The following is a 26,039-nucleotide window of genomic DNA, read 5'->3' as shown; positions in this document are numbered from 1 at the left end:
GCGCGGCATGGACCTGAACGCCGATCTCGGTGAGGGCTTCGGCGTCTGGCGGCTCGGCGACGACACCGCGCTCATGTCGGTGGTGACCAGCGCCAACATCGCCTGCGGCTTCCACGCCGGGGACCCGCTGATCATGCGGTTGACCTGCCGCACCGCGGTGGCGCACGGGGTGTCGATCGGCGCCCAGGTCTCCTACCGCGACCTGGCCGGGTTCGGGCGCCGGGCGATGGACGTGCCGTTCGACGAACTGGCGGCGGAGGTCCTCTACCAGCTGTCCGCCCTCGACGGCATCGCGCGCAGCTGCGGCGGCCGGGTCTCCTACGTCAAGCCGCACGGCGCGCTCTACAACCGGATCGTCCACGACCGGGGGCAGGCCGCCGCGGTGGCCGAGGCGGTGTTGTCGTTCGACCCCTCGCTGCCGGTGCTGACCCTGCCGGGCTCGGTGCTCGCCGAGGTCAACGACGAGCTCCAGGTCGTCGCCGAGTGCTACGCCGACCGCGCCTACACCCCCGAGGGCACGCTGGTGCCGCGGCGCTCGCCGGTCTCGGTGGTCACCGACCCCCGCGAGGTCGCCGAGCGGGCGGTCCGGATGGCGGTGGACGGCGAGGTGGAGGCGATCGACGGCACCGTCGTGCCGGTCGCGGCGCGGTCGATCTGCGTGCACGGCGACACCCCGGGCGCGGTCGAGCTGGCCAGGTCGGTCCGCGGGGCGCTGAACGACGCGGGCGTCGAGATCATCCCGTTCGCATGAGGGAGATCCGCCGGGCCGGCGACCGCGGGCTGCTGGTGGAGACCTCCGCGCCGCACGCGCTGCGCGCGGCGATCCTGGCCGCGGACCTGCCCGGCGTGACCGACGTGGTGCCGGGCGAGGCGACGGTGCTGGTCGTCGTCTCCGGCTCCGCCAGGGAGGCGGCCCCCGGATCGCCGGGTGCAGGCCGGCCGGCCCCCGCTTCGCCGCGGTCATCTGATCTGCCGGTCCGGGGAGCAGCCCCCGGATCCCCGAGCGCAGAACGGCCGATCCCCGCTTCGCCGCGGCCGGCCGGTCCGCTGCTGGACCTCCTCGAGCGGCGGCTGCGCTCGCTGGAGGCGGGCGCGGAGTCTCGGTACGGGCGGGAGGTGGAGATCCCGGTCGTCTACGACGGGGCCGACCTCGCGGAGGTCGCCGAGCTGACGGGGCTGTCCGCGGCCGAGGTCGCCGCCCGGCACAGCGCCGCCGAGTACACCGTGGCCTACCTCGGCTTCTCCCCCGGCTTCGGCTACCTGACCGGGCTCGACCCGGTGCTGCGGGTGCCGCGCCGCGCCGTCCCCCGCACGTCCGTCCCGGCGGGATCGGTGGCGGTGGCCGGGCCGTACACCGCGGTGTACCCCTCGCCCTCGCCCGGGGGCTGGCGGCTCCTGGGCCGCACCGGCCTGGCGTTGTGGGACGTGCGCCGCGACCCGCCCTCGTTGCTGGCCCCCGGCGACAGGGTCCGGTTCGTCCCTGCCCGTTGACGGTCCCCGGCCGGGTCCGGAAGGCCTCGCGTCGTTCGTCCGGCCTGGAGAGGCCCCGCCCGTTCGCGCGATGACGCCGCCGGGAAATGTCGGTGTCCGGGCTTAGCATCACGGCATGCAGAACCTCACCTGGCCGCAGGTGTTCGCCTGGCGGATGCGCCGGCAGTTCCTGACCGTGCCCGAGGAGCACGGTGATCCGGTCGCGGTCACCCGGCGGCTGGCCGGGGTGCAGGCGCAGGTGGCCTCCGCCGCCGTGCAGGCGCTGGCGGTGCGCGGCGCGGTCCTGTCCGGGGACGTGGCGGAGAACGGTCTGATCCGGACGTGGGCTATGCGCGGCACCCTGCATCTGCTGCCCCGCGAGGACGCCCCCGCCTACCTCGCGTTGTGCGCGACCGTGCGCAACTGGGAGAAGCCGAGCTGGACGAAGGCCTTCGGCGCCACCCCCGCCGACCTGGAGGCGATCGCCGAGGCGGCCCGCGAGGCGCTCGACGGGGTGGCGCTCACCCGCGAGGAGCTCACCGAGGCGGTCGTGGCGCGCACCGGCTCAGAGCACCTGCGCCAGGCTCTCGGCTCCGGCTGGGGCCCCCTGCTCAAACCGCTCGCCTGGTGGGGCGTGCTGCGCCACGGCCCCTCCCGCGGCGGCAAGGCCACCTTCACCTCGCCCGGTTTCGGGGAGTTCCCCGCACCGGAGGAGGCCGCACGGGTGGTGCTGCGCGCCTACCTGGGCGCGCACGGGCCCGCCACCCCGCCCATGTTCGACAACTGGCTCATGCGCAGGGCGAGCCGCAAGTCCGACGTCAAGCGCTGGTTCGCCGCCCTGGACGGCGAGCTGTCGGCGGTGAGCGTGGAGGGCGAGGAGATGTACGCCCTCACCTGTGAGCTGGACGCGCTGCTGGACACGGCGCCCTCCTCCGCCGTCCGCCTCCTCGGCCCCTTCGACCAGTACGTCCTGGGCGCGGGCACCGACGCGGTCCACCTGATCCCGCCCGACCGCAGGTCCGAGGTCAGCCGCGCCGCGGGCTGGATCGCCCCGGTCGTCCTGCACCGGGGCCGCGTCGCGGGCACCTGGGATCCGCAGACCGCCGAGACCTCCCTGTGGGAGGAGGTGCCGGCCGACCTCCTCGCCCGGGAACTGGAGCGCTGGAAGCACCTCGCCTGACCCGGATCCGCGACGTGGAGGCCGCCTCCCGTGGCGGCGGGCCGTCCGCGGCGAAGCGGGGCCTCCTGATCCGTGCTCAGGGATCGCACCCGGCAAGCGGGTCAGGCGAGGCGGAAGCGGACGTGGTCGCCGGGGCGGAGCTGGGCGGCCAGGGGGAGGTCGGGCGTGGTGACGACGGCCAGGACGGGGTAGCCGCCGGTGGTGGGGTGGTCGGTGAGGAAGAGGATGGGCAGGCCGTTCGGGGGGATCTGCAGGGCACCGGTGACCATGCCCTCGCTGGGCAGCTCGCCTTCGCGGGTGCGGGGGAGGACGGGCCCGGCGAGGCGGACGCCGACGCGGTTGCTCTGGGAGGTGACCTCGTAGGGGGAGCCCGTCAGCAGGGCGAGGGCGCCGGGGGCGAACCAGTCGTCGCGCGGGCCGGGGACGACGTGCAGGACGGGGTCGGCGGGCGGGCCGGGGACGGGTGCCACGTCCACCTCGGGGAACTCCCCGGCGGCCTCGCCGACCGGGAGGCGGTCGCCGGCGGCCAGCGGGGCGGGGCCGAGACCCGAGAGGAGGTCGGTGGCGCGGCTGCCCAGGACGGGTTCGACGGCGATGCCGCCCCGGACGGCCAGGTAGGTGCGCAGGCCGCGGGCCGGGACGCCGACGTCGACGGTCGCGCCCGCCGGGACGAAGCACGGCGCATTCACCGGGCTCGGCCGCCCGTCCAGCGTCCAGGGCGCGGGCGCGCCGGTCAGCGCGACCCACGACGGGCGGGCGAAGCGCAGGCGGGCGCCGCCGAGGGTCAGCTCCAGCGCGGCCGCGCCCTCGGGGTTGCCGACCAGCCGGTTGGCCAGGGTGAGGGCGGCGGCGTCGGCGGCGCCGGACACCGGCACGCCCAGCTCCGCCAGGCCGGGGCGGCCCAGGTCCTGGACGGTCGCCAGCGGGCCGGGCCGCAGCACCTCGATCATGTTCCGGTCACCCCGTCCCGTCGATGTGGATGTCAGGTTGCGTCAGCGTGACGAGGTCGGCGGTGGTGGGGTCGGCCAGGGCGGAGACCCGCACGTCCCTGGCCGTGCAGGCGCGCTCGTACACCGTCCGGGCGAACCGGGCGTTGCCCAGCTCGTCGATGGCGCCCCGGCCGCAGGCCCGCTGGAAGAGCAGCGCCAGGTCGTCCAGCGCGGCGTCGTCCCACCGGTCGCCGTGCTCGGCGGCGATCGTGACGGCGATCCGCAGCAGTTCGTCGGGCCCGTAGGAGGGGAAGAGGATCCGGGTGTCGAAGCGGGAGGCGAGCCCCGGGTTGGCGGCCAGCAGCCGGTCCATGTCGGCGGTGTACCCGGCGAGGATGACCACCAGCCGCTCCCGGTCGTCCTCGGCCCGCTTGAGCAGGGTCTGGATCGCCTCCTGGCCGAAGGCGTCGCCGCCGGAGTAGCCGGTGCCCACCAGGCCGTACGCCTCGTCGACGAACAGCACGCCGCCGAGCGCGGAGTCGATGACCTTGTTGGTCTTGATGGCGGTGGCGCCCAGGTGCTCGCCGACCAGGTCGACCCGGGAGACCTCGACGACGTCGGGGCGGGCCAGCAGGCCCAGCGCGGCGAAGATCCGGCCGAGCACCCGGGCCACCGTGGTCTTGCCGGTGCCGGGCGGGCCGGTGAAGACGAAGTGCCGCATCGGCGGCTGGGCGGGCAGGCCCTGGGCGGCGCGCAGCCGCCGCACCTGCAGCTGCGCGGTGATCTCGCGGACCTGCTTCTTGACCGGGGCCAGGCCGATCATCGTCTCGAGGGAGGCCAGCGCCTCCTCCAGCGTGGGGGTCTCCGCGTAGCCGCGGTAGCGGGCGGTGAGCTCCTCGTAGGCGGCCCGCATGTCGGCGGCGCCGATCGTCACCAGCTCGGCCGCCGACGGGTGCGCGTTCTGCGAGACCACCCGCAGGTCGCGCGCCCGCGCGGCGCTCTCGGCCAGCGAGCGCACGAACCGCCCGTTGCCGAGCTGGTCGACGATGCCGCGCCGCTGGATCTCGGCGAAGCAGGTCTCCAGGTAGGCGCGGGCGTCGTCGGACAGGACGTCGCCGCGCGCCTCCACGTTGGCGCGGCAGATCTCCAGCAGCTCCGGCGGCCGGTAGCCCGGGAAGAGCACGCGGGTGCCGAAACGGGAGGCGAGCCCGGGGTTGGAGTCAAGGAACTCCTCCATCTCGGCCTCGTACCCGGCCAGGATGATCACCAGCCGGTCCCGGTCGTCCTCGGCCCGTTTCAGCAGCGCCTGCACCGCCTCGTTGCCGAACCGGTCGGGCTGGCCGTCGCCGGAGTTGACCAGCGAGTACGCCTCGTCGACGAACAGCACGCCGCCGAGCGCGGAGTCCACCACCTGGTTGGTCTTGATCGCGGTGGCGCCGAGGTACTCCCCCACCAGGTCGGCCCGGTGCACCTCGACGACCCGGGCGGAGGGCAGCAGCCCGAACGCGTAGAAGATCTTGGCCAGGGTGCGGGCGACCGTGGTCTTGCCGGTACCGGCCGGTCCGGCGAAGACCAGGTGCCGCAGCGGCTTCTCGATCGGCACCCCCGCCTCGGCGCGCAGGTGTGCCGCCTCGATGGAGGCGGCGATCGAGCGGACCTGCTGCTTGACCGGGGCGAGCCCGATCATGTCCTCCAGTTCGGCCAGCGCGGCGGCCGCCGTCGGCGGGGGTTCGGGTTCCGGCTCGGGCTCGGGGCCCGGTTCGGCCGCGGGCCGCGGCGCCTGCCGGGCGGCGGGTGCGGCCGGGACGGGGACGGGCTCGGCGGCCGGGGGCCCGGCGGGCTGGACCGCCTCCTCCACCCAGCCGGAGTCGTAGGAGTCGGCGGCGGTCATCCGCCGCGCCTGGTCCCACCGGTAGGCCAGGACGAGCAGCGCCGCCGCCCAGGCGGGCGCGACGTGCAGCCGCGGGGCGGGCTGGGCCAGGACCGCCGTCGCCAGCCCGGCCAGGCCCAGCGCCCACAGGGCGCTGCGCCAGGGGACGTACCCGCGCAGGCGCAGGCAGGCCAGGGCGGCGCTCGGGCCGAGCAGGGCCAGGAAGGCCGCGTGGTGGGCCGGGTCGGGGAACAGCCGGGCGAGCGGGACCACCGCGGCGAGCCAGCAGGCCACGACCGCGAGAACGGCGATCCCCGCCGGGGAGCGGAACGTCAGATCGACCACCACCAGCAGCAGGAGGGCGGCGGCCAGCGCGTGCCCCACCGGCAGCCCGGCCACCACCGCGCCGGTGAGGGTGAGCGCCAGCAGGAAGAGCCCGGTCAGCCGCCTTATTCCAGAATGAATCTGAAAATATCCCGCTCGAGTGCGCTCGAAAAGCTCCCGCGCCGCGAAGGTAGGCGGCCGGTTCCTCGGGCGTCCCGACGCTTCCATCTTGAAGGAAAAGACTGACCGGTGAAGGGCCCCGCGTCCAGAGCCCGCCCCGAATCCGCCGAAAATACGTGCGCCCGACGGCTTCCTGCCAGTGATTGAACGCACGCCGACGCGCCCCGGACGAAAATCCCGGGCCGGAAACCTCGCATCAGGCTCGGCCGGGGCCGTGCTGCAACGCCCGCCGCGCGGCCCCGAGCCTCACATCAGGCTCAGCTGGCCCTCTCCGGCACGCGGGTCGCGGTGTTTGCGCAGGTGCCGCCAGCGCGGCAGGTCGTCCAGGTAGGACCAGGAGAGGCGGTGGTGCTCGGTGGGTCCGAGCCTTTCCAGTGCCTCCTGGTGCCGGGGCGAGGGGTAACCGGCGCATTCGTCGAACCCGTAGGCGTCGCAGCCCGGCAGGCCGGCCATGCGGCGGTCCCGGTGCACCTTCGCCAGGACGGACGCCGCCGCTACCGAGACGCAGGTCCGGTCGGCCTTGATCTCGGTGCGCACCCGCCAGGGGGCGCCGAGGAAGTCGTGCTTGCCGTCCAGGATGACCGCGTCCGGCCGTTCCGGGAGGGCCTCCAGGGCGCGCACCGCCGCCAGCCGCAGCGCCCCGGTCATGCCCAGCTCGTCGATCTCCGCCGCGCTCGCCTCCCCGATCGCGTGGGAGTGCAGCCAGCCGGGCAGCAGTTCGGCGAACGCCTCCCGGTGGGCGGCGCTCAGCAGCTTGGAGTCGGTGAGGCGGACCGGCCGGCGCGGGCGCCGCAGCACGGGCGGCTCGCTGAAGTCGGCGACCGCCGCGCACACCGTGACCGGCCCGGCCCAGGCGCCCCGGCCGACCTCGTCCACCCCGGCGATCCGGACGGCGCCGGCCGCCCGCAACGTCTCCTCGATCGCATAACCCGCGCAGGCGTCGGGCTCCGGAACGGCAACCATGGATGCAGGCTACTTGCCGCGGCCGACCGTCCAGCGAAAACCCCAGCCGTAGGCCTCGTCCGCGAGCTGCTTGCCGCCCTTGCGCCCCTCGTCGGCGAAGTAGCGGCCCTCGCGGGTGACGACCAGCTCGCCGTCGACGTTGTCGATCCGCGCGATCACCGCCGTCCGGGCGCGGGGGCGGTCGCACTCGTCGAGGAACATCTCGATCGGCGCGCCCCCCTGCGGGTGGAGGGTCGCGGTGGCGTTCAGCCCGGCGAAGCTCTCGGCGCCCTCGTAGATCACGGCCAGCACCAGCAGCCGCCGGAACTCGGGGCCGTGGTCGAGGTTGATGGTGAGGTTCTCGCCCTCGGTCCGCGCCCCGGTGCGGTCGTCGGCGTCCAGCAGCACGTACGGCGGCTCGCCGAACGCGCCGAAGCTCCTGGCCAGCGGGTCGATCATGCCCTTCCGGCCGTCCCGCAGCTCCCACATGCAGCACAGGTCGAGGTCGAGCCGGCGGGTGAGGCCCAGGGAGGGGAACCTGCCCTTGCGCGGCGCGGCGGCGCTCTGGGCCGTCCAGTTGAGGTTGACCCGCATCGCCCCGGACGTCGCGCCGCGCTTGGTCAGCGACACCGAGGGCTCGCGCTTCGTCAGCGTGATCTTCTGCAGGCTCACGGGAGGCGGCGGCGGGGGCTGCGGCGCCTCCTCCACGGTGATGCCGAAGTCGGTGGCCAGCCCGGCCAGCCCGGTGTCGTAGCCCTGGCCGACGGCGCGGAACTTCCACGCGTCCTGCCGCCGGTAGAGCTCGCCGAGCACGAAGGCGGTCTCGGTGGTGGCGTCGGACGGGTCGAAGCGGGCGATCTCGGTGCCGCTCCCGGCGTCCAGCACCCGGATGTGCAGGCCCCGGTACCGGCCGAAGGGCCCGCCGTCCGCCGAGGCGACCACGGCGATCGTGTCGATCCCGGCCTCGACCCGGGCGAGGTCGACGAGCAGGGCGTCCACCCACCCTCCGCCGGGCACCTGCCGCTTGCCCTCGTGCCGGACGGCTCCGGACGGGTGCGCGGGCTGGTTGTAGAAGACCATGTCGCCGTCGCCGCGGACCCGTCCGCCGGCGAGCAGGAGGGCGGTGGCGTCGGCGTCGGGACCGGACTCCCAGCTCAGCTCCACCCGTACCGAGGACGCGGGGACGGGGGCGTTGGCTCCTTTGGGAAGCTGCATCGCGGGCTCCAGTGGCGAGGGCGGGATCACGGAGAGCGGAAAGAGAGCAGGGGGCGCGGACACCCACGCCCCCTCTGTCGAGCCCGGAACCGAAGCGCGCCATGCACGATCCCGCGCCTTCGATGTGCATCGTACGCGCTCTTCTTCCGGTACTTCCGTAACGACACCCCGCCCCGGAGCGATCTCTGTGATGCGGGACATGTTGAAAGTAACTGATTACTTATGCCACCTTGGACGAGATCCTACGGCGCACCCACCCCGCGCATGAAGTGAGGCCCCCCATGACGAGCGCAGTGGCTCCCCCGCCCCCCGAGCGGCACAAGACCTTCCAGGACGAACCCGTCCCCAGGGTGGCCCGGGACACCCTGAACTGGTTCGCGCTCTCCCTTGCCATGTCCAACGTGCTCATGCAGCTCTCCAACATCAAGGTCGGCTACGGCGTCGCCGAGAGCAAGGTGGAGACCGGCCGGCTCGACAAGCACCCGATCAAACGGGGCCGCACCACCCTCACCTTCCTGGCCGTGGCCAGCAACGGCACCGCGGCCGAGCGGGAGTACCTGCGCCAGGAGGTCAACCGCTCCCACCGCCAGGTCCACTCCGAGCCCGGCGCGGCGGTCAAGTACAACGCCTTCTCGCCCGACCTGCAGCTGTGGGTGGCCGCCTGCCTCTACCGGGGAGCCGTGGACCTCGCCAAGGCGCTGGACCTCCCGCTGGGCCGCGACGACTGGGCCGCCTTCTACCGGCACTCCGCCCGGTTCGCCACGACCCTCCAGGTCTCCCCCGACATGTGGCCGGCCGACCTCGAGGCATTCGACGCCTACTGGAACGAAGAGGTCAAGAAGCTCGAGGTCGACGACTACACCCGCGAGTTCCTGCACGACCTCGCCACCCTGGGCTTCCTGCCCTCCCCCGTGCAGCGGCTCTTCGGCCCCTTCATGCTCTTCCTGACCGCGGGCTTCCTCCCCCAGGAGTTCCGCGACCTGCTGGGCCTGAAGTGGAACCGCCGCTCCCAGTTCCTCCTCGATCGCTACGTCCGCCTCGCCGCCGCCGTCAACCGCGTCATGCCCGCCGCGGCCCGCGAGTTCCCCTTCAACCTCTACCTGTGGGACTTCCGCCGCCGCATGCGCCAGGGCCGTCCGGTCGTCTGACGGCCCGTCCGGAACGGCGGCGGCCCGCGTCAGCGCAGCCAGACCGCGGTGTCCGGAGGCAGCAGTCCGTCGCCGTCGAGGGGTCCGCTGGCCAGGAGCACCTCGCCGGCGACCGGCACCGGCGCCGCGCCGAGGTTGACGACGCAGCGCAGGCCCGAGTCGCGGGCGAAGGCGAGCACGCCCTCCTCGGACGGCAACCATGTCAGCGAGCCGTCGCCCAGTTCGGCGCGGCGGACGCGCAGCGCCTCGCGGTAGAGCTCCAGCATCGACGCCGGGTCGGCGAGCTGGGCCTCGACGGTCAGCTCCTTCCATCCGGCGGGCTGCGGCAGCCACGGCTCTGCGTCACCGAAACCGAACGGCGGCTCGACGCCCGACCACGGCAGCGGCACCCGGCAGCCGTCGCGGCCGCGGTCGGTGCGGCCGGAACGTTCCCAGATCGGGTCCTGCCGCATCTCGTCGGGCAGGTCCTCGACCTCGGGCAGGCCCAGCTCCTCGCCCTGGTAGATGTAGACGCCGCCCGGCAGCGCCAGCGACAGCAGCGCCGCCGCGCGGGCCCGCCGCACGCCCAGCACCGGGTCGGTGGGGGCCAGGTGCTTGCGGTCGGCGTGGTCGAACGAGGTGTCCCGCCTGCCGTACCGGGTGACCGGACGGGTCACGTCGTGGTTGCCCAGCACCCACGTCGCGGGCGCGCCCATCGGACCGAGCGTGGCGAAGGTGTCGTCGATGACGCCGCGCAGCACCCCGGCGTCCCAGGGCGCGCCGAGGAACGGGAAGTTGAAGACGGTGTGCATCTCGTCGGGCCGCAGGTACCGGGCGAGCCGTTCCTGGTCGGGCAGCCACACCTCGCCGACCAGCACCCGGCCGGGGTAGGTGTCGGCCAGCGCCCGCCAGCCCCGGTAGATCTCGTGGACGGCGTCGCGGTCGGTGTAGGGGTCCAGGCCGTCCGGCTCGGCGTCCGGGTCCTTGACCAGGACCGCGGCCGAGTCGACGCGGATGCCGTCCACGCCGCGGTCGAACCAGAAGCGCAGCACGTCCAGGAACTCCTGGACGACCTCGGGGTGCGTCCAGTTGAAGTCGGGCTGCTCGGGCGCGAACAGGTGCAGGTACCACTCGCCGTCCGGGACCCGGGTCCAGGCGGGACCGCCGAAGATCGACTTCCAGTCGTTGGGCGGGGCGTCGCCGCGGCCGGGCCGGAACCAGAAGCGCTCGCGCTCGGGCGAGCCCGGTCCCGCGGCCAGCGCGGCGCGGAACCACTCGCTCCGGTCGGAGGTGTGGTTGGGCACCACGTCCACGATGATCCGGATTCCGAGGCCGTGCGCCTCGCCGATGAACGCCTCGGCCTCGGCGAGGGTGCCGAACCAGGGGTGGACGCCCCGGTAGTCGGCGACGTCGTAGCCGCCGTCCGCCATCGGCGAGGGGTACCACGGGTTGAGCCAGATCGCGTCGATCCCCAGCTCGGCCAGGTAGGCGAGGCGAGCGCGCAGCCCGGCCAGGTCGCCGGTCCCGTCGCCGTTCCCGTCCGCGAAGCTGCGGAGGTAGACCTGGTAGATAGCGGCTCCCCGCCACCATGTTTCGGACATGCTGCAGCGCTCCTTGAAGTCGAGTGAGAGAAGTGGCCGGGCCGGTCAGCCCTTGAGGCCTCCGGCGGTGAGGCCGACCATGATGTGCCGCTGGAAGATGAAGAAGACGATGATCGTCGGAAGGGACGCGATCACCAGCGCGGCGACGAGGACGTTCTGCGGGGTGTTCGCCGACAGGGAGGTGATGCCGACGCTGATGGTCATCTTGTCCTGCTCCTGGAGCACCAGGAGCGGCCACACGAAGTCGCGCCACACGTTGACCACGGTGAAGATCGACACCACGCCCAGGATCGGGCGCGAGACCGGCAGGATGACCGACCACAGGATGCGCAGCGCCGAGGCTCCGTCGAGTTGCGCGGCCTCCAGCAGGTCGGCCGGCACCGAGTCGAAGAACCGTTTGAGCAGGAAGATGTTGAACCCGTTGGCCACCGCGGGGAGCCAGATGGCCCACGGGGTGTTCAGCAGGTCCAGGTTGACGATCGGCACGTCCTTGACCGTCAGGTACATCGGCAGCAGCAGGACGGTCGGCGGGATCATCAGCGTGGCCAGCATCATCAGCAGGATCACGTTGCCGAAGAACGGGCGCAGCTTCGACAGCGCGTAGGCGGCCGCGACGTCGAAGGCCAGCGCGAACGCCCAGGCCCCGAACGCGTAGAAGAGGGTGTTGCCGAGGAACCTGTCGAGGTTCATCAGGTTCCACGCCTCCACGTAGTTCTCCAGCGTGAACCGGGGAGGCGTGTAGGTGGGCGGGATCTGGGCGAACTCCTCGCCCGTCTTCATGGCCCCCGTCACCATCCAGTAGAAGGGGAACACGAAGACGGCGGTGAACAGCATCACGATGAACGTCAGGACGGCCCAGTAGGCGCGTCGGCCCCAGCGGGTGTTGAGCTGGTAGGGCGACAGGACGGTCCGGTGCGTCGAGGGGAACGGCCTGCGCGCGCGCCTGCCGGGCGCGGGGCCCTTCTGCGGCGCCTTCTCCGGCGGGCGGGTGGCGGTGGGATGCGGCATCGTGGCGTTCCTACGTGTTGTCGCGCGAGACGCGCAGGTAGACGGCGGAGAAGACCATGAGGACGATCATGAGCATCAGTCCGAGGGCGCTGCCGCCGCCGAAGTTCCCGAAGTTGAAGGCGTACTGGTACATGAGGTAGACGACGGTGACCGTCGCGTCCTCCGGGCCGCCTCCGGTGAGCAGGTACGGCTCGATGAAGACCTGCATCGTCGCGATGACCTGCAGAAGCAGCATGACCAGCAGGATCAGCCGGGTCTGCGGGATGGTGACGTGCCGGATCCGGCGGAACACGCCGGCGCCGTCCAGCTCGGCGGCCTCGTACAGCTCGCTCGGGACGGTCTGCAGCGCGGCCAGGTAGATCAGCGTGCCGCTGCCCAGGTTCATCCAGGTCGACACGATGACCAGCGAGATCAGCGCGGTGTCGGTCGAGTCCAGCCAGCTCAGCCCGGGCAGATGCACCAGGCCGAGGACCTGGTTGAACAGGCCGGGTCCCGGGTCGTAGAACCATTTGAACAGCAGCACCGAGACCGCCGGCGGCAGCATCACCGGAAGGTAGACCACGAATCTGAGGTAGCCGCGGGCGTGGCGCAGCTCGTTCAGTACCAGGGCGGTCATGAACGGGATCACATAGCCGACGAGCAGTGCCAGCAGGGTGAAGACCCCGGTGTTCACCCAGGCGGACTTGAACGCCGGATCCTGGAACACCGACTTGAAGTTCTCGAGTCCCACCCAGACGGGCGGGTCGACGAAGTTGTTCTCCTGGAAGGAGAGCACGACCTCGCGGAACATCGGGTACCAGGAGAACAACGCGAAACAGATCAGCGCACCGCTCAGGAACCCGTAGGCGGTGATGTTCCGTCGCGCGATGATCCCGAACCGCCGGCCCTTCGCCGCGCGGGTCTGGGGAACTGCCATCGAAATCCTCACGGTCGGAGGCCCGGAGGCGTCCCATGGAACGCCTCCGGGCGGGGGTTCACTTGGTGCGCAGCAGCAGGGCGTTGACCTTCTTCTCGGCGTCACCGAGAAGCTCGTCGATGTCGGCGTCCTCGCGGGTGAGCACCGCCGACATCGCGGTGTCGAGGATCGCGTAGATCTCCTGCGCGTGCGGGGGCTCGACCTTCGGCCGGATGTTCGGCGAGCCGGTCTCGTACGGCGCGAAGTTCTCGACGGGCACCGTCGCGAACTCCTTGCGCAGCTCCCGCTCCTTGCGGCCGCTGGCGTTGTCGCCCCACAGGATGTTCTCCGGGACGCCGACCGGACGGCCGCCGGCCTTCGACCGCTCGTGGTTGAACTGGCCCTCGCCGGGGGTGAGCTCGTGGAACTCCAGCCACAACATGGCGGCCTTGATCTGGTCCGGGGTGGACTTGGGGTTGATCATGTAGCCGTCGCCGCCGAGGAGCGACGCCCGCGCCTCCGGCAGCGTGGTGGCGCCGATGTCCTCGATCTCGGCGCCGAAGTTGTTGAACACCTCGACCGCGACGTCGGGGGCGGCGACCATCATGCCGAGCTTGCCCGAGCCCATCATGCGCATGAGGTCCTCCCAGCGGTGGAGCTGCTTGGTCCCCATGGAGTCGTCGGTCCAGCGCATGTCCTTGAGGGTCTGCAGGACGGCGCGGCCCTCCGCGCCGTTGAACGCGGCCTTGGTCCCGTCGGGGGTCAGGATGTCGCCGCCGCGGCCGTAGAGCTCGGAGGTGAAGTGCCAGCCGCCGGTGTTCCCGGCGCTGTACTCGCCGTATCCGACGTAGCCCTCGCCGAGCGCGGAGATCTTCTTGGCTGCCTCGCGCACCTCGGCCCAGGTCGTGGGCGGGGCGTCGGGGTCCAGGCCGGCCTGGGTGAAGAGCCTGCGGTTGTAGACCATTCCCGTGGTGTACGCCTTGCGCGGCAGGCCGTAGACCCGGTCGCCGTCCTTGAACGCCTCCAGGAACAGGGGGTTGACGTCCTTGACGCTCTTCATGCCGCTCACGTAAGGGGTGATGTCGGCGGCCTGCCGGTTCTTGATGATCTTCTGCGTGTCCGTGTAGTAGACGTAGAAGACGTTCTCCATCTGCCCGCCCGCCAGCTTGGCCTGGAACGTCTCGGGCACGATGCAGGGGAACGCGTCCTTGCTGACGATCGTGATGTTCGGGTACTTCGCCTGGAACGCCTGAACGTCGGCGTCCCAGTCCGCGCGCTGCCCCTTGGCCGTCTTGGGCGGCTGGCAGCCGACGGTGATGGACACCTTGACGTTCGGGTCCAGCGGTCCCGCGCTCTCCATCGCCGGGCCGGGCCCGGCGTCGTCCTTCTCGCTGGACTTGGCACCACACGCGGCGGCGGTCAGGGCGAGCGCCGCGGACAGCAGCACCGCCATGGGGCGGACTCTCATCGGTTCCTCCTGGGGGGCGACTGCGAGGAACATACAGAGACTTACATCTCATGGCAATAGATGAACAGATCTACGCAAATTTGCGACACTAGATCGCCAGAACGCGCCTCCTCGACAAAACCCCTGGCAGAAGCAGAAAGCCGCCGGCCCTGACGGGCCGACGGCTTTCGCAAGAATCAGACTCAACGCCGAAAAACATGTGTCACGATTACGTAACAGGCAAGGCGCGGACGGGCGCGGTGGAACCGCGCACCACCAGCTCGGGCTCGTAGAGGAGTTCCTCCCCCGCCACGGCGCGGCGTTCCATCCGGTTGACGAGCATCGTGACGGCGGCCCGCCCCATGGCCTCGATCGGCTGCCTGACCGTCGTCAGCGGCGGATGCGTGCAGTTGATGAACGCCGAGTCGTCGAACCCGACGACCGACAGGTCCTCCGGCACCGACAGCCCCGCCCGCCGGACCGCGCGGATCGCGCCCAGCGCCAGCACATCGCTCGCGCAGATCACCCCGGTGAACCCGTTCGCGATGATCCGGGACATCACCGAACGGCCGCCCTCGATCGAGAACATCGCGTACTCCACCGCGTTCTCGTGGATCTCCAGGCCCGTGCTCGCCGCGATCTCCCGGAAGGCGGCGAGCTTGCGCCGGGAGGGGACGTGGTCCCGCGGCCCCAGCAGCAGCGCGATGCGCTCGTGCCCCAGGGAGACCAGATGGTTGAAGGCCTGCTCCACCGCCACGGCGTCGTCGGTGGACACCCTGGGGAAGTCCAGGTCGGGAACCGCCGCGTTCACCAGGACGACCGGCAGCCCCAGCTCCATCAGCCGGAAATAGTGCTCGTGCGGCGAGTCGGTCTCGGCGTAGTGGCCGCCCGCGAAGACCATGCCCGACACGTGCTGGTCGACGAGCATGTCGACGTAGTCGGCCTCGGACAGCCCGCCGGCCGTCCGGGTGCACAGCACGGGCGTGAAGCCCTGCTGGGCGAGCGCGCCGCCGATCACCTCGGCCAGCGCCGGGAAGATCGGGTTGCCCAGTTCGGGCAGCACCAGGCCGACGAGCCGGGCCCGCTCCCCCCTCAGCTGGGTGGGGCGCTCGTAGCCCAGCACGTCGAGCGCGGTGAGCACCGCCGCCCTGGTGCTGTCCGAGACGCCCGGCCTGCCGTTCAGCACCCGGCTCACGGTGGCCTCGCTGACCCCGACCTTCTTGGCGACCTCGGCCAGGCGCCGTGTCCTGGCGGAGTCCCCCGTCGAATGACCCATCGTGCAAGTGTACGTCTGTTTTCTGAAAATAAACGACAGAAACCTCCGGCCGCGACGCAACCGCCGACGCGTGCGCCGGGGCCGTCCTCAGCCGGCCCCGGGCCGAAGGGGAGCCGCTCTCTCCCCGGCTCCCCTTCGGCCCTTGGGCGCTACCGGGACCGCAGCGCCGCGATCAGCCACGCGAAGGCCGGGACGGCCGCGGGAGCCGGGGTCTCGCCGTTGACGACCGCCAGCAGGTGCCAGTAGCGCTCGACCCTGGCGTCGGTGAACGTCTCCAGCTGCTCCAGCATCCGGGCGCGGTGCTCCGCCGGAGTGTCCGGGGCGACGATGCGGTCCAGGACCTCCCGTCCCGCCGCCGAGGCGGGGTCGACGCCCTCGGCCAGCGCCCGCCCGGCGTGCTCGAGGACCAGCCGGTGGTCGGGTCCGGGGACGGCCTCCCCGGCCGCGTCGCCGTCGCCCGCCACCGCCATGGAGCGGACCTTCCGCCGGAAGTCCTCGTCGGTGACGAGCTCCCCCAGCTCGATCCAGGCGTCGACCTGCTCGGGCGCCGGGTCGTCCGGCAGCTCCGCGGGCAGCCGCCGCATGCTCCGGACGATCCCCATGGCGGGCGCGTCGGGGTCGATCCCCTCGGCCACCTCGGCCAGGAAGTCGTCGATCAGCTGCTGCCGCTCCCGCGCGGACAGCCTCGCCAGCTTGTGCATCAGTACCGTCTCCTCGATCGTGCTCTCACGCGCGGCCACCGTGCTGAGCACGGCCCGGCGCAGGCGCAGCACCCGGATCTCCACGTCCAGCGCCGCGACATGCGTCCTGGCCACCTCGGCCACCGTCGTGCCGCGCGCCAGCACGGCACGGACGGCGTCGAGGCCCAGCCCCAGTTCCCGCAACGTCCTGACGAGCTCGAGCCGGGCCACCGCCTCCACGTCGTAGAGCCGGTAACCGCCCGCCGACCGCCCGGCCGGCGGCACCACCCCCAGGTCCGACCAGAACCTGATGGTGCGTGCCGCGAGCCCCGTCCTGCGGGCGAGCTGCCCGATGGTGAACAACTCCTCGCTCGTGCCCATGCACCGACCCTCCACCTTCCATCCGCTGGAAGGTCAACCGGAATATCCGCACCGGCCGCCCGTCCGCGGCCCCGACACGCCGGAAGGGGAGACGGCCCCGGGCCGTCCCCCCTTCCGGGTCGATCACATCAGGTCAGCTGCAGCCGCTGGTGGAACCGCAGCCTTCGCAGACGTAGCAGCTGCCGGCAGGGCGCATGCCGGTGCCGCAGGTCATGCACATCGGCGCGTCGGCGGTGCGGCGGCCGTGGCTCTCGGTGGCGTCGACGCGGGACGGCGCCGCGGTGACCACCGGGAGGGACTCGGCCGGGCGCTCGATCTCGGCGGACTGGGCCAGGGCCTTGACCGTCTCGGCCTCCTCGGTGTGCAGGGAGGCGGGGTCCTCGCCGGCGGCCTGAAGGGTGCGCTCCTCGGCGGAGAAGATGCCCAGGGCCGCCCGGGACTCGTACGGCAGGTGGTCCAGGGCCAGGCGGCGGAAGATGTAGTCCATGAAGGACGTCGCCATGCGGATGTCGGGGTCGTCGGTCATCCCGGCGGGCTCGAAGCGCATGTTGGTGAACTTCTCGACCCACGTCTCCAGCGGCACGCCGTACTGGAGGCTGATGGAGATGGCCATCGAGAACGCGTCCATGACACCGGCGAGGGTCGAACCCTGCTTGCCGAGCTTGAGGAAGACCTCGCCCAGGCCGTTGTCGGGGTAGGACGACGCCGTCATGTAGCCCTCGGCGCCCGCGACGGAGAAGCGGGTGACGGTGGCCGGACGCTTCTTGGGCAGGCGGCGGCGCACCGGGGGGACCGGTCCGGCGGAGGGGGCGGGCACGGCGGCCGGGGCCTCCTTGACCTCCTCCTTCTTCTTCTTGGCCACCGACAGCGGCTGGCCGACCTTGCAGTTGTCGCGGTAGATGGCCAGCGCCTTCAGGCCCATCTTCCAGCCCTCGAAGTAGACCTTCTCGATGTCCTCGATGGTCGCGCTCTCGGGCATGTTCACGGTCTTGGAGATCGCGCCGGACAGGAACGGCTGGGTCGCCGCCATCATCCGCACGTGGCCCATCGGGCTGATGGAGCGCTCGCCCATCGCGCAGTCGAACACCTCGTAGTGCTCGCGCCTGAGGCCCGGGGCGTCCACGATGTGGCCGTGCTCGGCGATGTACTCCACGATCGCCTCGACCTGCTCGGGCTGGTAGCCCAGCTTGCGCAGGGCGCGCGGCACCGTGTGGTTGACGATCTCCATGGAGCCGCCGCCGACCAGCTTCTTGAACTTCTTCAGCGCCAGGTCGGGCTCGATGCCGGTGGTGTCGCAGTCCATCATCAGGCCGATGGTGCCGGTCGGCGCGAGCAGCGACGCCTGGGCGTTGCGGTAGCCGTTCTTCTCGCCGAGCCTGAGGCACTCCGCCCACTCGCGGGTGGCCTCGATGTGGAGGGCCTTGTCCATCTCCTCCAGCGTGCGGATGGTGTCGTTGGCCGCGGCGTGCTTGCGCATGACGCGCTTGTGCGCCTCGGCGTTGCGGGCGTACCCGTCGTAGGTGCCCACGGCGGCGGCCAGCTCGGCCGAGCGGCGGTAGGCCGAGCCCGTCATCAGCGAGGTGATGGCCGCGGCGATGGCCCGGCCGCCCTCGGAGTCGTAGGCGTGGCCGGTCGCCATGAGCAGCGCGCCCAGGTTGGCGTAGCCGATGCCCAGCTGGCGGAACGCGCGGGTGGTCTCGCCGATCTTCTCGGTCGGGAAGTCGGCGAAGGTGATGGAGATGTCCATCGCGGTGATGATCAGCTCGACCAGCCTGACGAACGACGCCACGTCGAACGTGTTGTCCTCGCCCAGGAACTTCAGCAGGTTGATGCTGGCCAGGTTGCACGAGGAGTTGTCCAGGTGCAGGTACTCCGAGCAGGGGTTGGACGCGGTGATGCGGCCGGACTCCGGCGCGGTGTGCCAGTCGTTGATGGTGTCGTCGTACTGGACGCCGGGGTCGGCGCACTCCCAGGCGGCCTGCGCCATGAGGCGGAAGAGGTCCTTGGCGCGGATGGTCTCGATGACCTCGCCGTTCAGCCGGGCGCGCAGCCCGAACTCGCCGTCGGTCTCCACCGCGCGCATGAACTCGTCGGAGACCCGCACGCTGTTGTTGGCGTTCTGGTACTGGACGGAGACGATGTCCTTGCCGCCGAGGTCCATGTCGAACCCGGCGTCGCGCAGGGCCCGGATCTTGTCCTCTTCGCGGGCCTTGGTCTGGATGAACTCGGCGATGTCGGGGTGGTCGACGTCCAGGACGACCATCTTGGCGGCACGGCGGGTGGCGCCGCCGGACTTGATGGTGCCGGCCGACGCGTCGGCGCCGCGCATGAAGGAGACGGGGCCGCTGGCGGTGCCGCCGGAGGAGAGAAGCTCCTTGGACGAGCGGATGCGCGAGAGGTTGACGCCGGAGCCGGAGCCGCCCTTGAAGATGACCCCTTCCTCCTTGTACCACTCCAGGATCGACTCCATCTGGTCGTCCACGGAGAGGATGAAACAGGCGCTGACCTGCTGGGGCGACTTGGTGCCGACGTTGAACCAGACCGGCGAGTTGAAGCTGAAGACCTGGTGGGTCAGGGCGTACTTGAGCTCGTGCTCGAAGATCTCGGCGTCCTCGTCGGACGCGAAGTAGCCGTGCTCGCGGCCGGTGTCGGTGTAGACCTGCACGACCCGGTCGACGAGCTGCTTGAGGCTCCACTCGCGCTGCGGGGTGCCGACCGCGCCGCGGAAGTACTTCGTGGTGACGATGTTGGCGGCGTTGACCGACCAGAAGGCGGGGAACTCCACACCGCGCTGCTCGAAGTTGATCGAGCCGTCCCGCCAGTTCGTCATGACGACGTCCCGGCGCTCCCAGTCGATCTCGTCATAGGGGTGCACTCCGGGCTTGGTGAAGATGCGCTGCATCTTCAGGCCCTTGCGCACCGCGGCCTTGCCACGACGAGCCGGTCCGCTGACCGTCTCGGTCATGTCTCCCCCTCACTGGGCCCTCCTCGTCGGGGCCCGTTGTTCACACATGACTGATCGCACCCGGCTCCGGTAAGCCGCCCGGAGGGGTGTGTTTTCAACTGTGCGCCCGCGGTGTCTACAGCGGATTCGCCGGCTTCCTCATTCCGGCGAGTCCCGGCCACGCAGGGCGTTGATCTCTTTCTCGAAGTCGTCGATCGACTCGAAGCCCCGGTAGACCGAGGCGAAGCGCAGGTAGGCGACCTCGTCGAGCTCCCGCAGGGGCCCGAGGATCGCCAGGCCGATCCCGTGGGACTGGATCTCGGCGGCACCGGTGGCCCGGATGGCCTCCTCGACCTTCTGCCCCAGCAGGGCGAGCGCGTCCTCGTCGACCGGGCGGCCCTGGCAGGCCCTGCGCACCCCGGCGATGATCTTCTCCCGCATGAACGGCTCGGTCACCCCGCTGCGCTTGGCCACCATCTGGAGCACGGTCTCCTGGGTGGTGAACCGCTTGCCGCACTCGGGACAGGAGCGGCGGCGCCGGATGGCGGCGCCGTCCTCGGTGGACCGGCTGTCGATCACCCGGCTGTCGGGGTGACGGCAGAATGGACAGTGCACGTCCCTGCTCCTTCCCATGGACCGGGGTCAACTATTCGCCAGGAGACCACAACTTATGGAGAGTTACATCCGTGTAACTACTAGATGTTGTGGTCCAAACCTAAGCCCCCGGCACCCCCTTCGCAAGCCGGAACGCCCGTCCCCGCGGTAGAGCCTGGTCACACGGACCCCTGCGGCGTGTCGCGGCGCGGCGCGGAAACACCCATTTCTTGAAGCATTCCTCGAATCCCCTTTCGATAGAACGGATGTACGATAAACCGAGCGGTTCGCGCGGATCGGCCGCACCAATCTCGAACAATTGTTTGATCATTGTCCGGGAACGCGCTAACGTGCTGTCGCGCGAGCCGTCCCGGCGAGGGCAGACGAAGAGCACACGAGACAGGAGGCGAAGGCGCCATGGGCAAGGTCTCTCAGACGCCTGAGGAACCCCTGGACGAGACCGGCCTCACCCAGCGCCAGCGCATGGTGCTCGAAGTGATCCGGGACTCCGTCCAGCGGCGCGGCTACCCGCCGTCGATGCGCGAGATCGGCGAGGCGGTCGGGCTGACCAGCACCTCCAGCGTCTCGCACCAGCTGCGCACCCTGCAGCGCAAGGGCTTCCTGCGCCGTGACCCCAACCGCCCCCGCGCGGTGGAGGTGCGCGTGCCCGGCGGCCGCCCGGTGCGCGCCACCGACCCGGCCTCCTCCTACGAGGAGGGCCCCGTCCCGGCGTACGTGCCGCTGGTGGGCCGGATCGCGGCCGGCGGGCCGATCCTGGCCGAGGAGTCCATCGAGGACGTCTTCACGCTGCCCAAGCAGCTCATCGGCGAGGGCGAGCACTACCTCCTGCAGGTGCAGGGCGACTCGATGATCGACGCGGCCATCACCGACGGCGACTGGGTCGTGGTGCGCCAGCAGCCCGACGCCGACAACGGCGACATCGTGGCCGCGATGATCGACGGCGAGGCCACGGTCAAGACCTTCAAGCGCCAGGACGGGCACGTCTGGCTGCTGCCGCAGAACCCGTCCTACGACCCCATCCCCGGTGACTCCTCCAGCGTCCTGGGCAAGGTCGTCGCGGTCCTGCGCAAGATCTGACGGCGCCGACGCCGAAGCCGCCCCCGCGTGATGCGGGGGCGGCCTCCGTCGTGCCGCCCGCCGTTCAGGCGGCCCAGCCGAGGGCACGCAGGTCGCGGTTGGCCTCCTTGAGGTCCTTGGCGGTGTCGATGCCGCGCCAGTAACCGTCGATCTCGTAGGCGCCGAGCCTTCCCCCGGCGGCGAGGCGGGGGAAGGTCGCGGTCTCGTGGTCGCCGAGGTCGGGCAGCAGCCCGCGCATGCCCGGCTCGAAGAGGTAGATCCCGGCGTTGATCCAGTGCGGCAGCACCGGCGCCTCGTCGAAACCGGTGATGCGCCCGTCCGCGGCAATGTCGACGATGCCGTAGGGCGACTTCAGCGCGGTCACGCCCAGGGTCGCCAGCGCCCCGGAGTCGGCGTGCTGGCGCACCAGGTCCGCCAGCGGGAAACGGGTGAGGATGTCGCCGTTGAGCCCCAGCCAGGGCTCGTCGGCGAAGGGCAGCGAGCGGGCCGCGTGCTTCAGCCCGCCGCCCCGGCCCAGCGGCCGCTCCTCCACCGCCAGGCTCACGCGCAGCGGGAAGGTCCGGCCCAGCACGTGGCGCCGCATCATCTCGGCGAGGTACCCGCAGGAGACCACCACGTGCTCGACGCCCTCGGCCGCCAGCCACTCGACCTGGTGCTCGAGGATCGGCCTTCCGCCGACGTCGACGAGCGCCTTGGGGACGCGGTCGGTGTACGGCCGCAGCCGGGTGGCGTTGCCGCCGGCCAGGATCACGGCCTGCCGCACGTGGGTCACGGTGGAACCTCCTTCGTCTGGACGGTTCCACCCTGCCGGACGGACGTTACACCTGAATGACCAGGATCTGACTGTTTGTTACGTTTCGCTGAGAACTGTCGAAGAATCGTCAGGCGGTCACCCAGATGGACCGCCAGTCGGGGAACTCCAGGTACCGGCGCAGCTCCGCCAAGCCCGAGACCGAACCGCACCATCCGGCGAACACCTGGTCGCCGTCGTCGAATCCGCTCTGGACGAACGTCAGCCTGGTGCCCCCGCCGGAGTCGGCCAGCTCCCAGGTGGTGACGCCCATGTCCGCGCCCCAGTCGACGCCCATCCTCCGGCCGGGCTCCAGGTCCACGATCCGGGCGCCGCCGTGGTCGTCCTCCAGGCCGCCCATGGCGTAGCGGCCGCCCACGAACGGCTCGATGCCGATCGGGTACCCGAACCACTCGGTGGCCTTCTCCCCGTCGGTCAGCGCGTCGTAGACACGCTCCCTTGGGGCGGCGATCTCGACCTCGGCCCGCAGGTCGCCGTCGGTGAAGTCGCACCAGCCGGTGACGGGACGGCCTTCCACCAGGTCGACGAGGTTGGCCGAGGCCAGGTACCAGAACGTGAAGAGCACGTTCTTGACGCCTTCCTCCCGCTCCGCCAGGCCGGGGTCGATGCCCTCCTGCGCGATCGTGATCAGGGTGCCCCCGCCGTCCTGCTCCGCCAGGGCGAACTCCGTGGTCCGCTCCACGCCGTCGAGCGTCCAGGCGAACCGGAGCGTCAGGTCGTCGACGTGCAGGAGCCGCTGCCGCGGCACGTCGCCCCGGGGGGTGTAACGACCCCAGAACTCGTACCTCTCGGGCAGCTCGACCCGGGCGTGCTCGGCCAGCCATCCGCGCAGCGTCGCGGCGTCGGTGAGCGCGTGGTGGACCTCCTTGGGGGACGCGGTGGTCCGGGCGACGATCTTCATCGACTCAGTCATCTTCTTCCTCCGCTTTCGGGTAGCAGGCCACCGCGAGCTTGAAGGCGTCGCCTTCGGCCCCGCCGTAGCGCGCGAACAGGCCTTGCAGGGTGTCCCGCAACTCGTCCAGGAACTCCTGCCGCCGCTCCGGCGCGATCCGGATCTGACCGGAGACGCCGAAGGAGGGGAGCTCGGACACGGCGGGGTCGAGCTTGGCGACGTCCTCCTGCACCTCTTCCATGAGGTCGAGCAGGTAGCCGAGGCTCATCGCGTCCCTCGCCTCGCGCAGCCCGCCGATCCGGCCCACCAGCCGGGGGGACAGCCAGTACGACCGGGCGGTCGCCTGGTAGACGCCCTCGTGGACGGCGCGGACCCTGCGTTCGGCCACCCGGGCGACCAGCCCCGCCTCCTCCAGCAGCTTCACGTGGTAGTACACGCGCTGCTTGGACTGGCCGAGGTGCTGCGCGACCTCCCCGCAGGTGCGGGGCTCGGCCAGCAGCCGCAGCACCTCGATGCGCTGCGGCTTGAACAGGGTCTCGGCCTGCTCGATCTGCTCCAGGTACAGGATGTCTCTCATCGCAAAGCCAAGTTTTTATGTAAAAATAGATTTTGTCAATGGGGCCGGAAGAAGGGCCGCCCCGTGCGGGACGGCCCTTCGGCGAGCGTCAGACGACGATGTTGACGATCTTCGGGGCGCGGACGATGACCCGGCGGACGGTGCCGTCGCCGATCGCGGCCTGCACCTTCTCCGAGGCCAGGGCCAGCTTCTCCAGCTCGGCCTCGGAGATCTCCGGCGGGACCTCCAGCCGGTCGCGGACCTTGCCGGTGACCTGCACGACGCACGTCACCGTCTCCTGGACCAGCAGCGCCGGGTCGGCGACCGGCCACGGCACGCGGGCGATGGAGCCGCTGTGGCCCAGCTTCTCCCAGCCTTCCTCGGTGATGAACGGAGCGATGATCGACAGCAGCAGCGCCAGGGTCTCGGCCGCCTCGCGGACGGCCGGGTCGGCGGCGCCGGGACCGGAGTCGATGGCCTTGCGTGCCGCCGACGTCAGCTCCATCATGCGGGCGACCGCCACATTGAACCGGTACGCCTCGACCAGCCGGGTGACCTCGTCGATCGTGCGGTGGGTGACGCGGCGCAGCTCCACGTCGCCGCCGGAGAAGTCGACGCCGGGCTCGCTGGCGACCTCCGACATCACCCGGTAGGCGCGGGCCAGGAACTTCTGGGAGGCCGCGGGCGAGACGTCCGCCCAGTCGATGTCCTCCTCCGGCGGGCCGCCGAACAGCATGGTCAGCCGGACCGCGTCCACGCCGAAGTCGTCGATCTGCTGTCCCAGGTCCACCCCGTTGCCCAGGGACTTGGACATCGCCTTGCCCTGGTTGATGACCTGGCCCTGGTTCAGCAGCCGGGTGAAGGGCTCGGTGAAGTCCACCATGCCCATGTCATAGAGCACCTTGGTGAAGAACCGGCAGTACAGCAGGTGCATGACCGCGTGCTCGATGCCGCCGATGTACTGGTCGGCCGGCATCCACTGCTTCACCTTCGCCGGGTCGAACGGGCCCTCGGCGTAGCCCGGCGAGGTGTAGCGCAGGAAGTACCAGGACGAGTCGACGAAGGTGTCCATGGTGTCGGTGTCGCGCTTGGCCGCGCCGCCGCACTTCGGACAGGGAACGTTGACCCAGCTCTCGGCGGCGGCCAGCGGCGAGACCCCCTTGGGCGCCAGATCGGCGCCGCGCAGGTCGTCCGGCAGCCTGACGGGCAGGTCCGCGTCCGGGACGGGCACCTCGCCGCAGTCCGGGCAGTGGATGATCGGAATCGGCGTGCCCCAGAAGCGCTGGCGGGACAGCAGCCAGTCGCGCAGCCGGAAGTTGACCGTGCCGCGGCCCAGCCCCTTCTCCTCCAGAACGCCGATGATCCTGGAGATGGCCTCGGCCTTGCCCAGCCCGTCCAGCGGACCGGAGCCGACCAGTCTGCCCTCACCCGGGGTGGCGACGCCGGTGACAGCCGGGTCCTCGGCCCCGGTCTCCAGGACGACCTTGACCGGCAGGTCGAAGGCCTTGGCGAAGTCCAGGTCGCGCTGGTCGTGCGCGGGCACCGCCATGATCGCGCCGTGCCCGTAGTCGGCCAGCACGTAGTCGGCGGCCCAGACCGGCAGGCGCTCGCCGTTGACCGGATTGACCGCGTGCACGCCCAGGAAGACGCCGGTCTTCTCCTTCTCCGTGGACAGCCGGTCGATGTCGCTCAGCTTGGCGACCTCGGCCTGGTACGCCTTCAGCGCCGGGCGCTGCTCATCGCTGACGATCTCCTCGGCCAGCGGGGCGTCCGCGGCCACGACGAAGAACGTCGCGCCGTACAGCGTGTCGGGCCGGGTGGTGTAGACGGTGACGGGCCTATGGCCCTCGATCTCGAAGGTGACGTCGGCGCCCTCGGAGCGGCCGATCCAGTTGCGCTGCATCGTCAGCACCCGGTCGGACCAGCCGCCCTCGATCTGCTTCATGTCGTCCAGCAGCCGCTGCGCGTAGTCAGTGATCTTGAAGTACCACTGGGTCAGCTCGCGCCGCACGACGTCGGCGCCGCAGCGCTCGCATTTGCCGTTGACGACCTGCTCGTTGGCCAGCACCGTCTGGTCGTTGGGGCACCAGTTGACCAGACCGCCTTTGCGGTAGGCCAGACCGCGCTCGAAGAACCGGGTGAACAGCCACTGGTTCCACTTGTAGTACTCGGGGTCGCTGGTGTGCAGCCGCCGGGACCAGTCGAAGGAGATGCCGTAACGCCGGAAGGAGTTGGCCTGCGTCTCGATGTTGGCGTACGTCCACTCCGCGGGGTGGGCGTTGCGCTTGATCGCGGCGTTCTCCGCGGGCAGGCCGAAGGAGTCCCAGCCGATCGGGTGCAGCACGTTGTAGCCCCGGTGGAACCAGTACCGCGCGATCACATCGCCGATGGCGAAGACCTCGCCGTGGCCCATGTGCAGGTCGCCCGACGGATAGGGGAACATGTCGACCACGTAGCGCCGCTCGCGCGGATCCGCCGGGTCGTCGCTGGCGGCGAAGGTGCCGAGCTCCGCCCAGCGGGCCTGCCACTTCTCCTGGACGGCACGGGGGTCGTACTGCTGCTCTTCGTCGCTCACTGGGGTTCCCTTTTCCGGTTCCTGCTTCAAGTCAAATGAAGAAG

The 26,039-nt window shown here is 71.2% G+C and carries 20 protein-coding genes and 2 pseudogenes; 6 read left to right on the top strand and 16 right to left on the bottom strand.

Annotation, left to right across the window (positions count from 1 at the left end; all coding sequences use genetic code 11):
* The first annotated feature begins 7 nt into the window (after window positions 1–7).
* The 3 genes from C2865_RS29620 to C2865_RS29610 all read left to right on the top strand — a co-directional run bounded on the left by C2865_RS29620 (window position 8) and on the right by C2865_RS29610 (window position 2,650).
* Window positions 8–751 (top strand): LamB/YcsF family protein, encoded by a 744-nt coding sequence (locus tag C2865_RS29620; RefSeq protein WP_408608338.1) that lies wholly within the window; start codon window positions 8–10, stop codon window positions 749–751.
* On the top strand, window positions 748–1,491 hold the full coding sequence (gene pxpB, locus C2865_RS29615) for a 5-oxoprolinase subunit PxpB (protein WP_106401916.1): 744 nt from the start codon (window positions 748–750) through the stop codon (window positions 1,489–1,491). The genes C2865_RS29620 and pxpB overlap by 4 nt, the downstream gene beginning before the upstream one ends.
* A 115-nt stretch (window positions 1,492–1,606) precedes the next feature.
* Entirely contained in the window at window positions 1,607–2,650 is a 1,044-nt protein-coding gene (locus C2865_RS29610) for a DNA glycosylase AlkZ-like family protein (protein WP_106401915.1), read from the top strand.
* A gap of 101 nt (window positions 2,651–2,751) precedes the next feature.
* On the opposite strand, the gene C2865_RS29605 is transcribed toward C2865_RS29610, so the two are convergent.
* The 4 genes from C2865_RS29605 to C2865_RS29590 all read right to left on the bottom strand — a co-directional run bounded on the left by C2865_RS29605 (window position 2,752) and on the right by C2865_RS29590 (window position 8,110).
* The gene (locus tag C2865_RS29605; protein WP_106401914.1) at window positions 2,752–3,600 is read right to left on the bottom strand and encodes a 5-oxoprolinase subunit C family protein; all 849 of its coding nucleotides are present in this window, start codon (window positions 3,598–3,600) and stop codon (window positions 2,752–2,754) included.
* Window positions 3,601–3,607: 7 nt separating this feature from the next.
* Window positions 3,608–5,851 (bottom strand): AAA family ATPase, encoded by a 2,244-nt coding sequence (locus tag C2865_RS29600; protein ID WP_332873395.1) that lies wholly within the window; start codon window positions 5,849–5,851, stop codon window positions 3,608–3,610.
* 348 nt (window positions 5,852–6,199) lie between these two features.
* Window positions 6,200–6,916: a ribonuclease HII gene (locus C2865_RS29595; protein ID WP_106401912.1), complete on the bottom strand. Its 717-nt coding sequence runs from the start codon at window positions 6,914–6,916 to the stop codon at window positions 6,200–6,202.
* A 9-nt stretch (window positions 6,917–6,925) separates the two neighbouring features.
* Entirely contained in the window at window positions 6,926–8,110 is a 1,185-nt protein-coding gene (locus tag C2865_RS29590) for a TerD family protein (RefSeq protein WP_106401911.1), read from the bottom strand.
* 281 nt (window positions 8,111–8,391) lie between these two features.
* On the opposite strand from C2865_RS29590, the gene C2865_RS29585 reads away from it, so the two are divergent.
* A complete protein-coding gene (locus tag C2865_RS29585; protein WP_106401910.1) occupies window positions 8,392–9,258 on the top strand; it encodes an oxygenase MpaB family protein in 867 nt (288 codons plus the stop codon).
* A 29-nt stretch (window positions 9,259–9,287) separates the two neighbouring features.
* Here the strand turns inward: C2865_RS29585 and C2865_RS29580 are convergent, their stop codons facing one another.
* The 8 genes from C2865_RS29580 to nrdR all read right to left on the bottom strand — a co-directional run bounded on the left by C2865_RS29580 (window position 9,288) and on the right by nrdR (window position 20,084).
* Window positions 9,288–10,838 carry a glycoside hydrolase family 13 protein gene (locus C2865_RS29580; protein WP_106401909.1) on the bottom strand — a complete coding sequence of 517 codons (1,551 nt, stop codon included), beginning with the start codon at window positions 10,836–10,838 and terminating at the stop codon, window positions 9,288–9,290.
* A 45-nt stretch (window positions 10,839–10,883) separates the two neighbouring features.
* The gene (locus tag C2865_RS29575) at window positions 10,884–11,846 is read right to left on the bottom strand and encodes a carbohydrate ABC transporter permease (protein ID WP_106401908.1); all 963 of its coding nucleotides are present in this window, start codon (window positions 11,844–11,846) and stop codon (window positions 10,884–10,886) included.
* 10 nt (window positions 11,847–11,856) lie between these two features.
* Window positions 11,857–12,762 (bottom strand): carbohydrate ABC transporter permease, encoded by a 906-nt coding sequence (locus C2865_RS29570; RefSeq protein ID WP_106401907.1) that lies wholly within the window; start codon window positions 12,760–12,762, stop codon window positions 11,857–11,859.
* Window positions 12,763–12,820: 58 nt separating this feature from the next.
* Window positions 12,821–14,209 (bottom strand): ABC transporter substrate-binding protein, encoded by a 1,389-nt coding sequence (locus C2865_RS29565; protein WP_106401906.1) that lies wholly within the window; start codon window positions 14,207–14,209, stop codon window positions 12,821–12,823.
* Between the two features lie 208 nt (window positions 14,210–14,417).
* Complete coding sequence (locus tag C2865_RS29560) at window positions 14,418–15,464, bottom strand: LacI family DNA-binding transcriptional regulator (RefSeq protein ID WP_106401905.1); 1,047 nt, start codon at window positions 15,462–15,464, stop codon at window positions 14,418–14,420.
* 149 nt (window positions 15,465–15,613) lie between these two features.
* A complete protein-coding gene (locus C2865_RS29555) occupies window positions 15,614–16,525 on the bottom strand; it encodes a helix-turn-helix domain-containing protein (protein ID WP_106401904.1) in 912 nt (303 codons plus the stop codon).
* 133 nt (window positions 16,526–16,658) lie between these two features.
* Window positions 16,659–19,490, bottom strand: a complete 2,832-nt coding sequence (locus tag C2865_RS29550) for a vitamin B12-dependent ribonucleotide reductase (RefSeq protein WP_106401903.1) — start codon at window positions 19,488–19,490, stop codon at window positions 16,659–16,661.
* 138 nt (window positions 19,491–19,628) lie between these two features.
* Window positions 19,629–20,084, bottom strand: coding sequence for a transcriptional regulator NrdR (gene nrdR / locus C2865_RS29545; RefSeq protein ID WP_106401902.1), 456 nt, complete (start codon window positions 20,082–20,084; stop codon window positions 19,629–19,631).
* Window positions 20,085–20,480: 396 nt separating this feature from the next.
* On the opposite strand from nrdR, the gene lexA reads away from it, so the two are divergent.
* Entirely contained in the window at window positions 20,481–21,161 is a 681-nt protein-coding gene (gene lexA / locus C2865_RS29540; protein ID WP_106401901.1) for a transcriptional repressor LexA, read from the top strand.
* Window positions 21,162–21,225: 64 nt separating this feature from the next.
* Here lexA and C2865_RS29535 read toward each other — a convergent pair whose 3' ends face one another.
* From C2865_RS29535 to C2865_RS29525, 3 genes are all read right to left on the bottom strand, one after another.
* On the bottom strand, window positions 21,226–21,933 hold the full coding sequence (locus C2865_RS29535) for a nucleotidyltransferase family protein (RefSeq protein ID WP_232835868.1): 708 nt from the start codon (window positions 21,931–21,933) through the stop codon (window positions 21,226–21,228).
* 109 nt (window positions 21,934–22,042) lie between these two features.
* Window positions 22,043–22,885: an SRPBCC family protein gene (locus C2865_RS29530; RefSeq protein WP_106401900.1), complete on the bottom strand. Its 843-nt coding sequence runs from the start codon at window positions 22,883–22,885 to the stop codon at window positions 22,043–22,045.
* The gene (locus C2865_RS29525; protein ID WP_106401899.1) at window positions 22,878–23,441 is read right to left on the bottom strand and encodes a transcriptional regulator; all 564 of its coding nucleotides are present in this window, start codon (window positions 23,439–23,441) and stop codon (window positions 22,878–22,880) included. The genes C2865_RS29530 and C2865_RS29525 overlap by 8 nt, the downstream gene beginning before the upstream one ends.
* Window positions 23,442–23,479: 38 nt before the next feature.
* Between C2865_RS29525 and C2865_RS41910 the strand changes: the two are divergent.
* A pseudogene (locus C2865_RS41910) lies at window positions 23,480–23,710 on the top strand (hypothetical protein); the annotation flags it as partial.
* On the opposite strand, the pseudogene leuS reads toward C2865_RS41910, so the two are convergent.
* Window positions 23,659–25,995: pseudogene (gene leuS / locus C2865_RS29520) on the bottom strand (leucine--tRNA ligase); the annotation flags it as partial. The pseudogenes C2865_RS41910 and leuS overlap by 52 nt on opposite strands.
* Window positions 25,996–26,039 lie beyond the last annotated feature (44 nt).

Source organism: Actinocorallia populi (genome assembly GCF_002995495.1).
Classification (GTDB): Bacteria; Actinomycetota; Actinomycetes; order Streptosporangiales; family Streptosporangiaceae; genus Actinocorallia; species Actinocorallia populi.
Note: the sequence above shows the minus strand (reverse complement) of the source record. Positions and strands in the feature narration are given on the sequence as shown.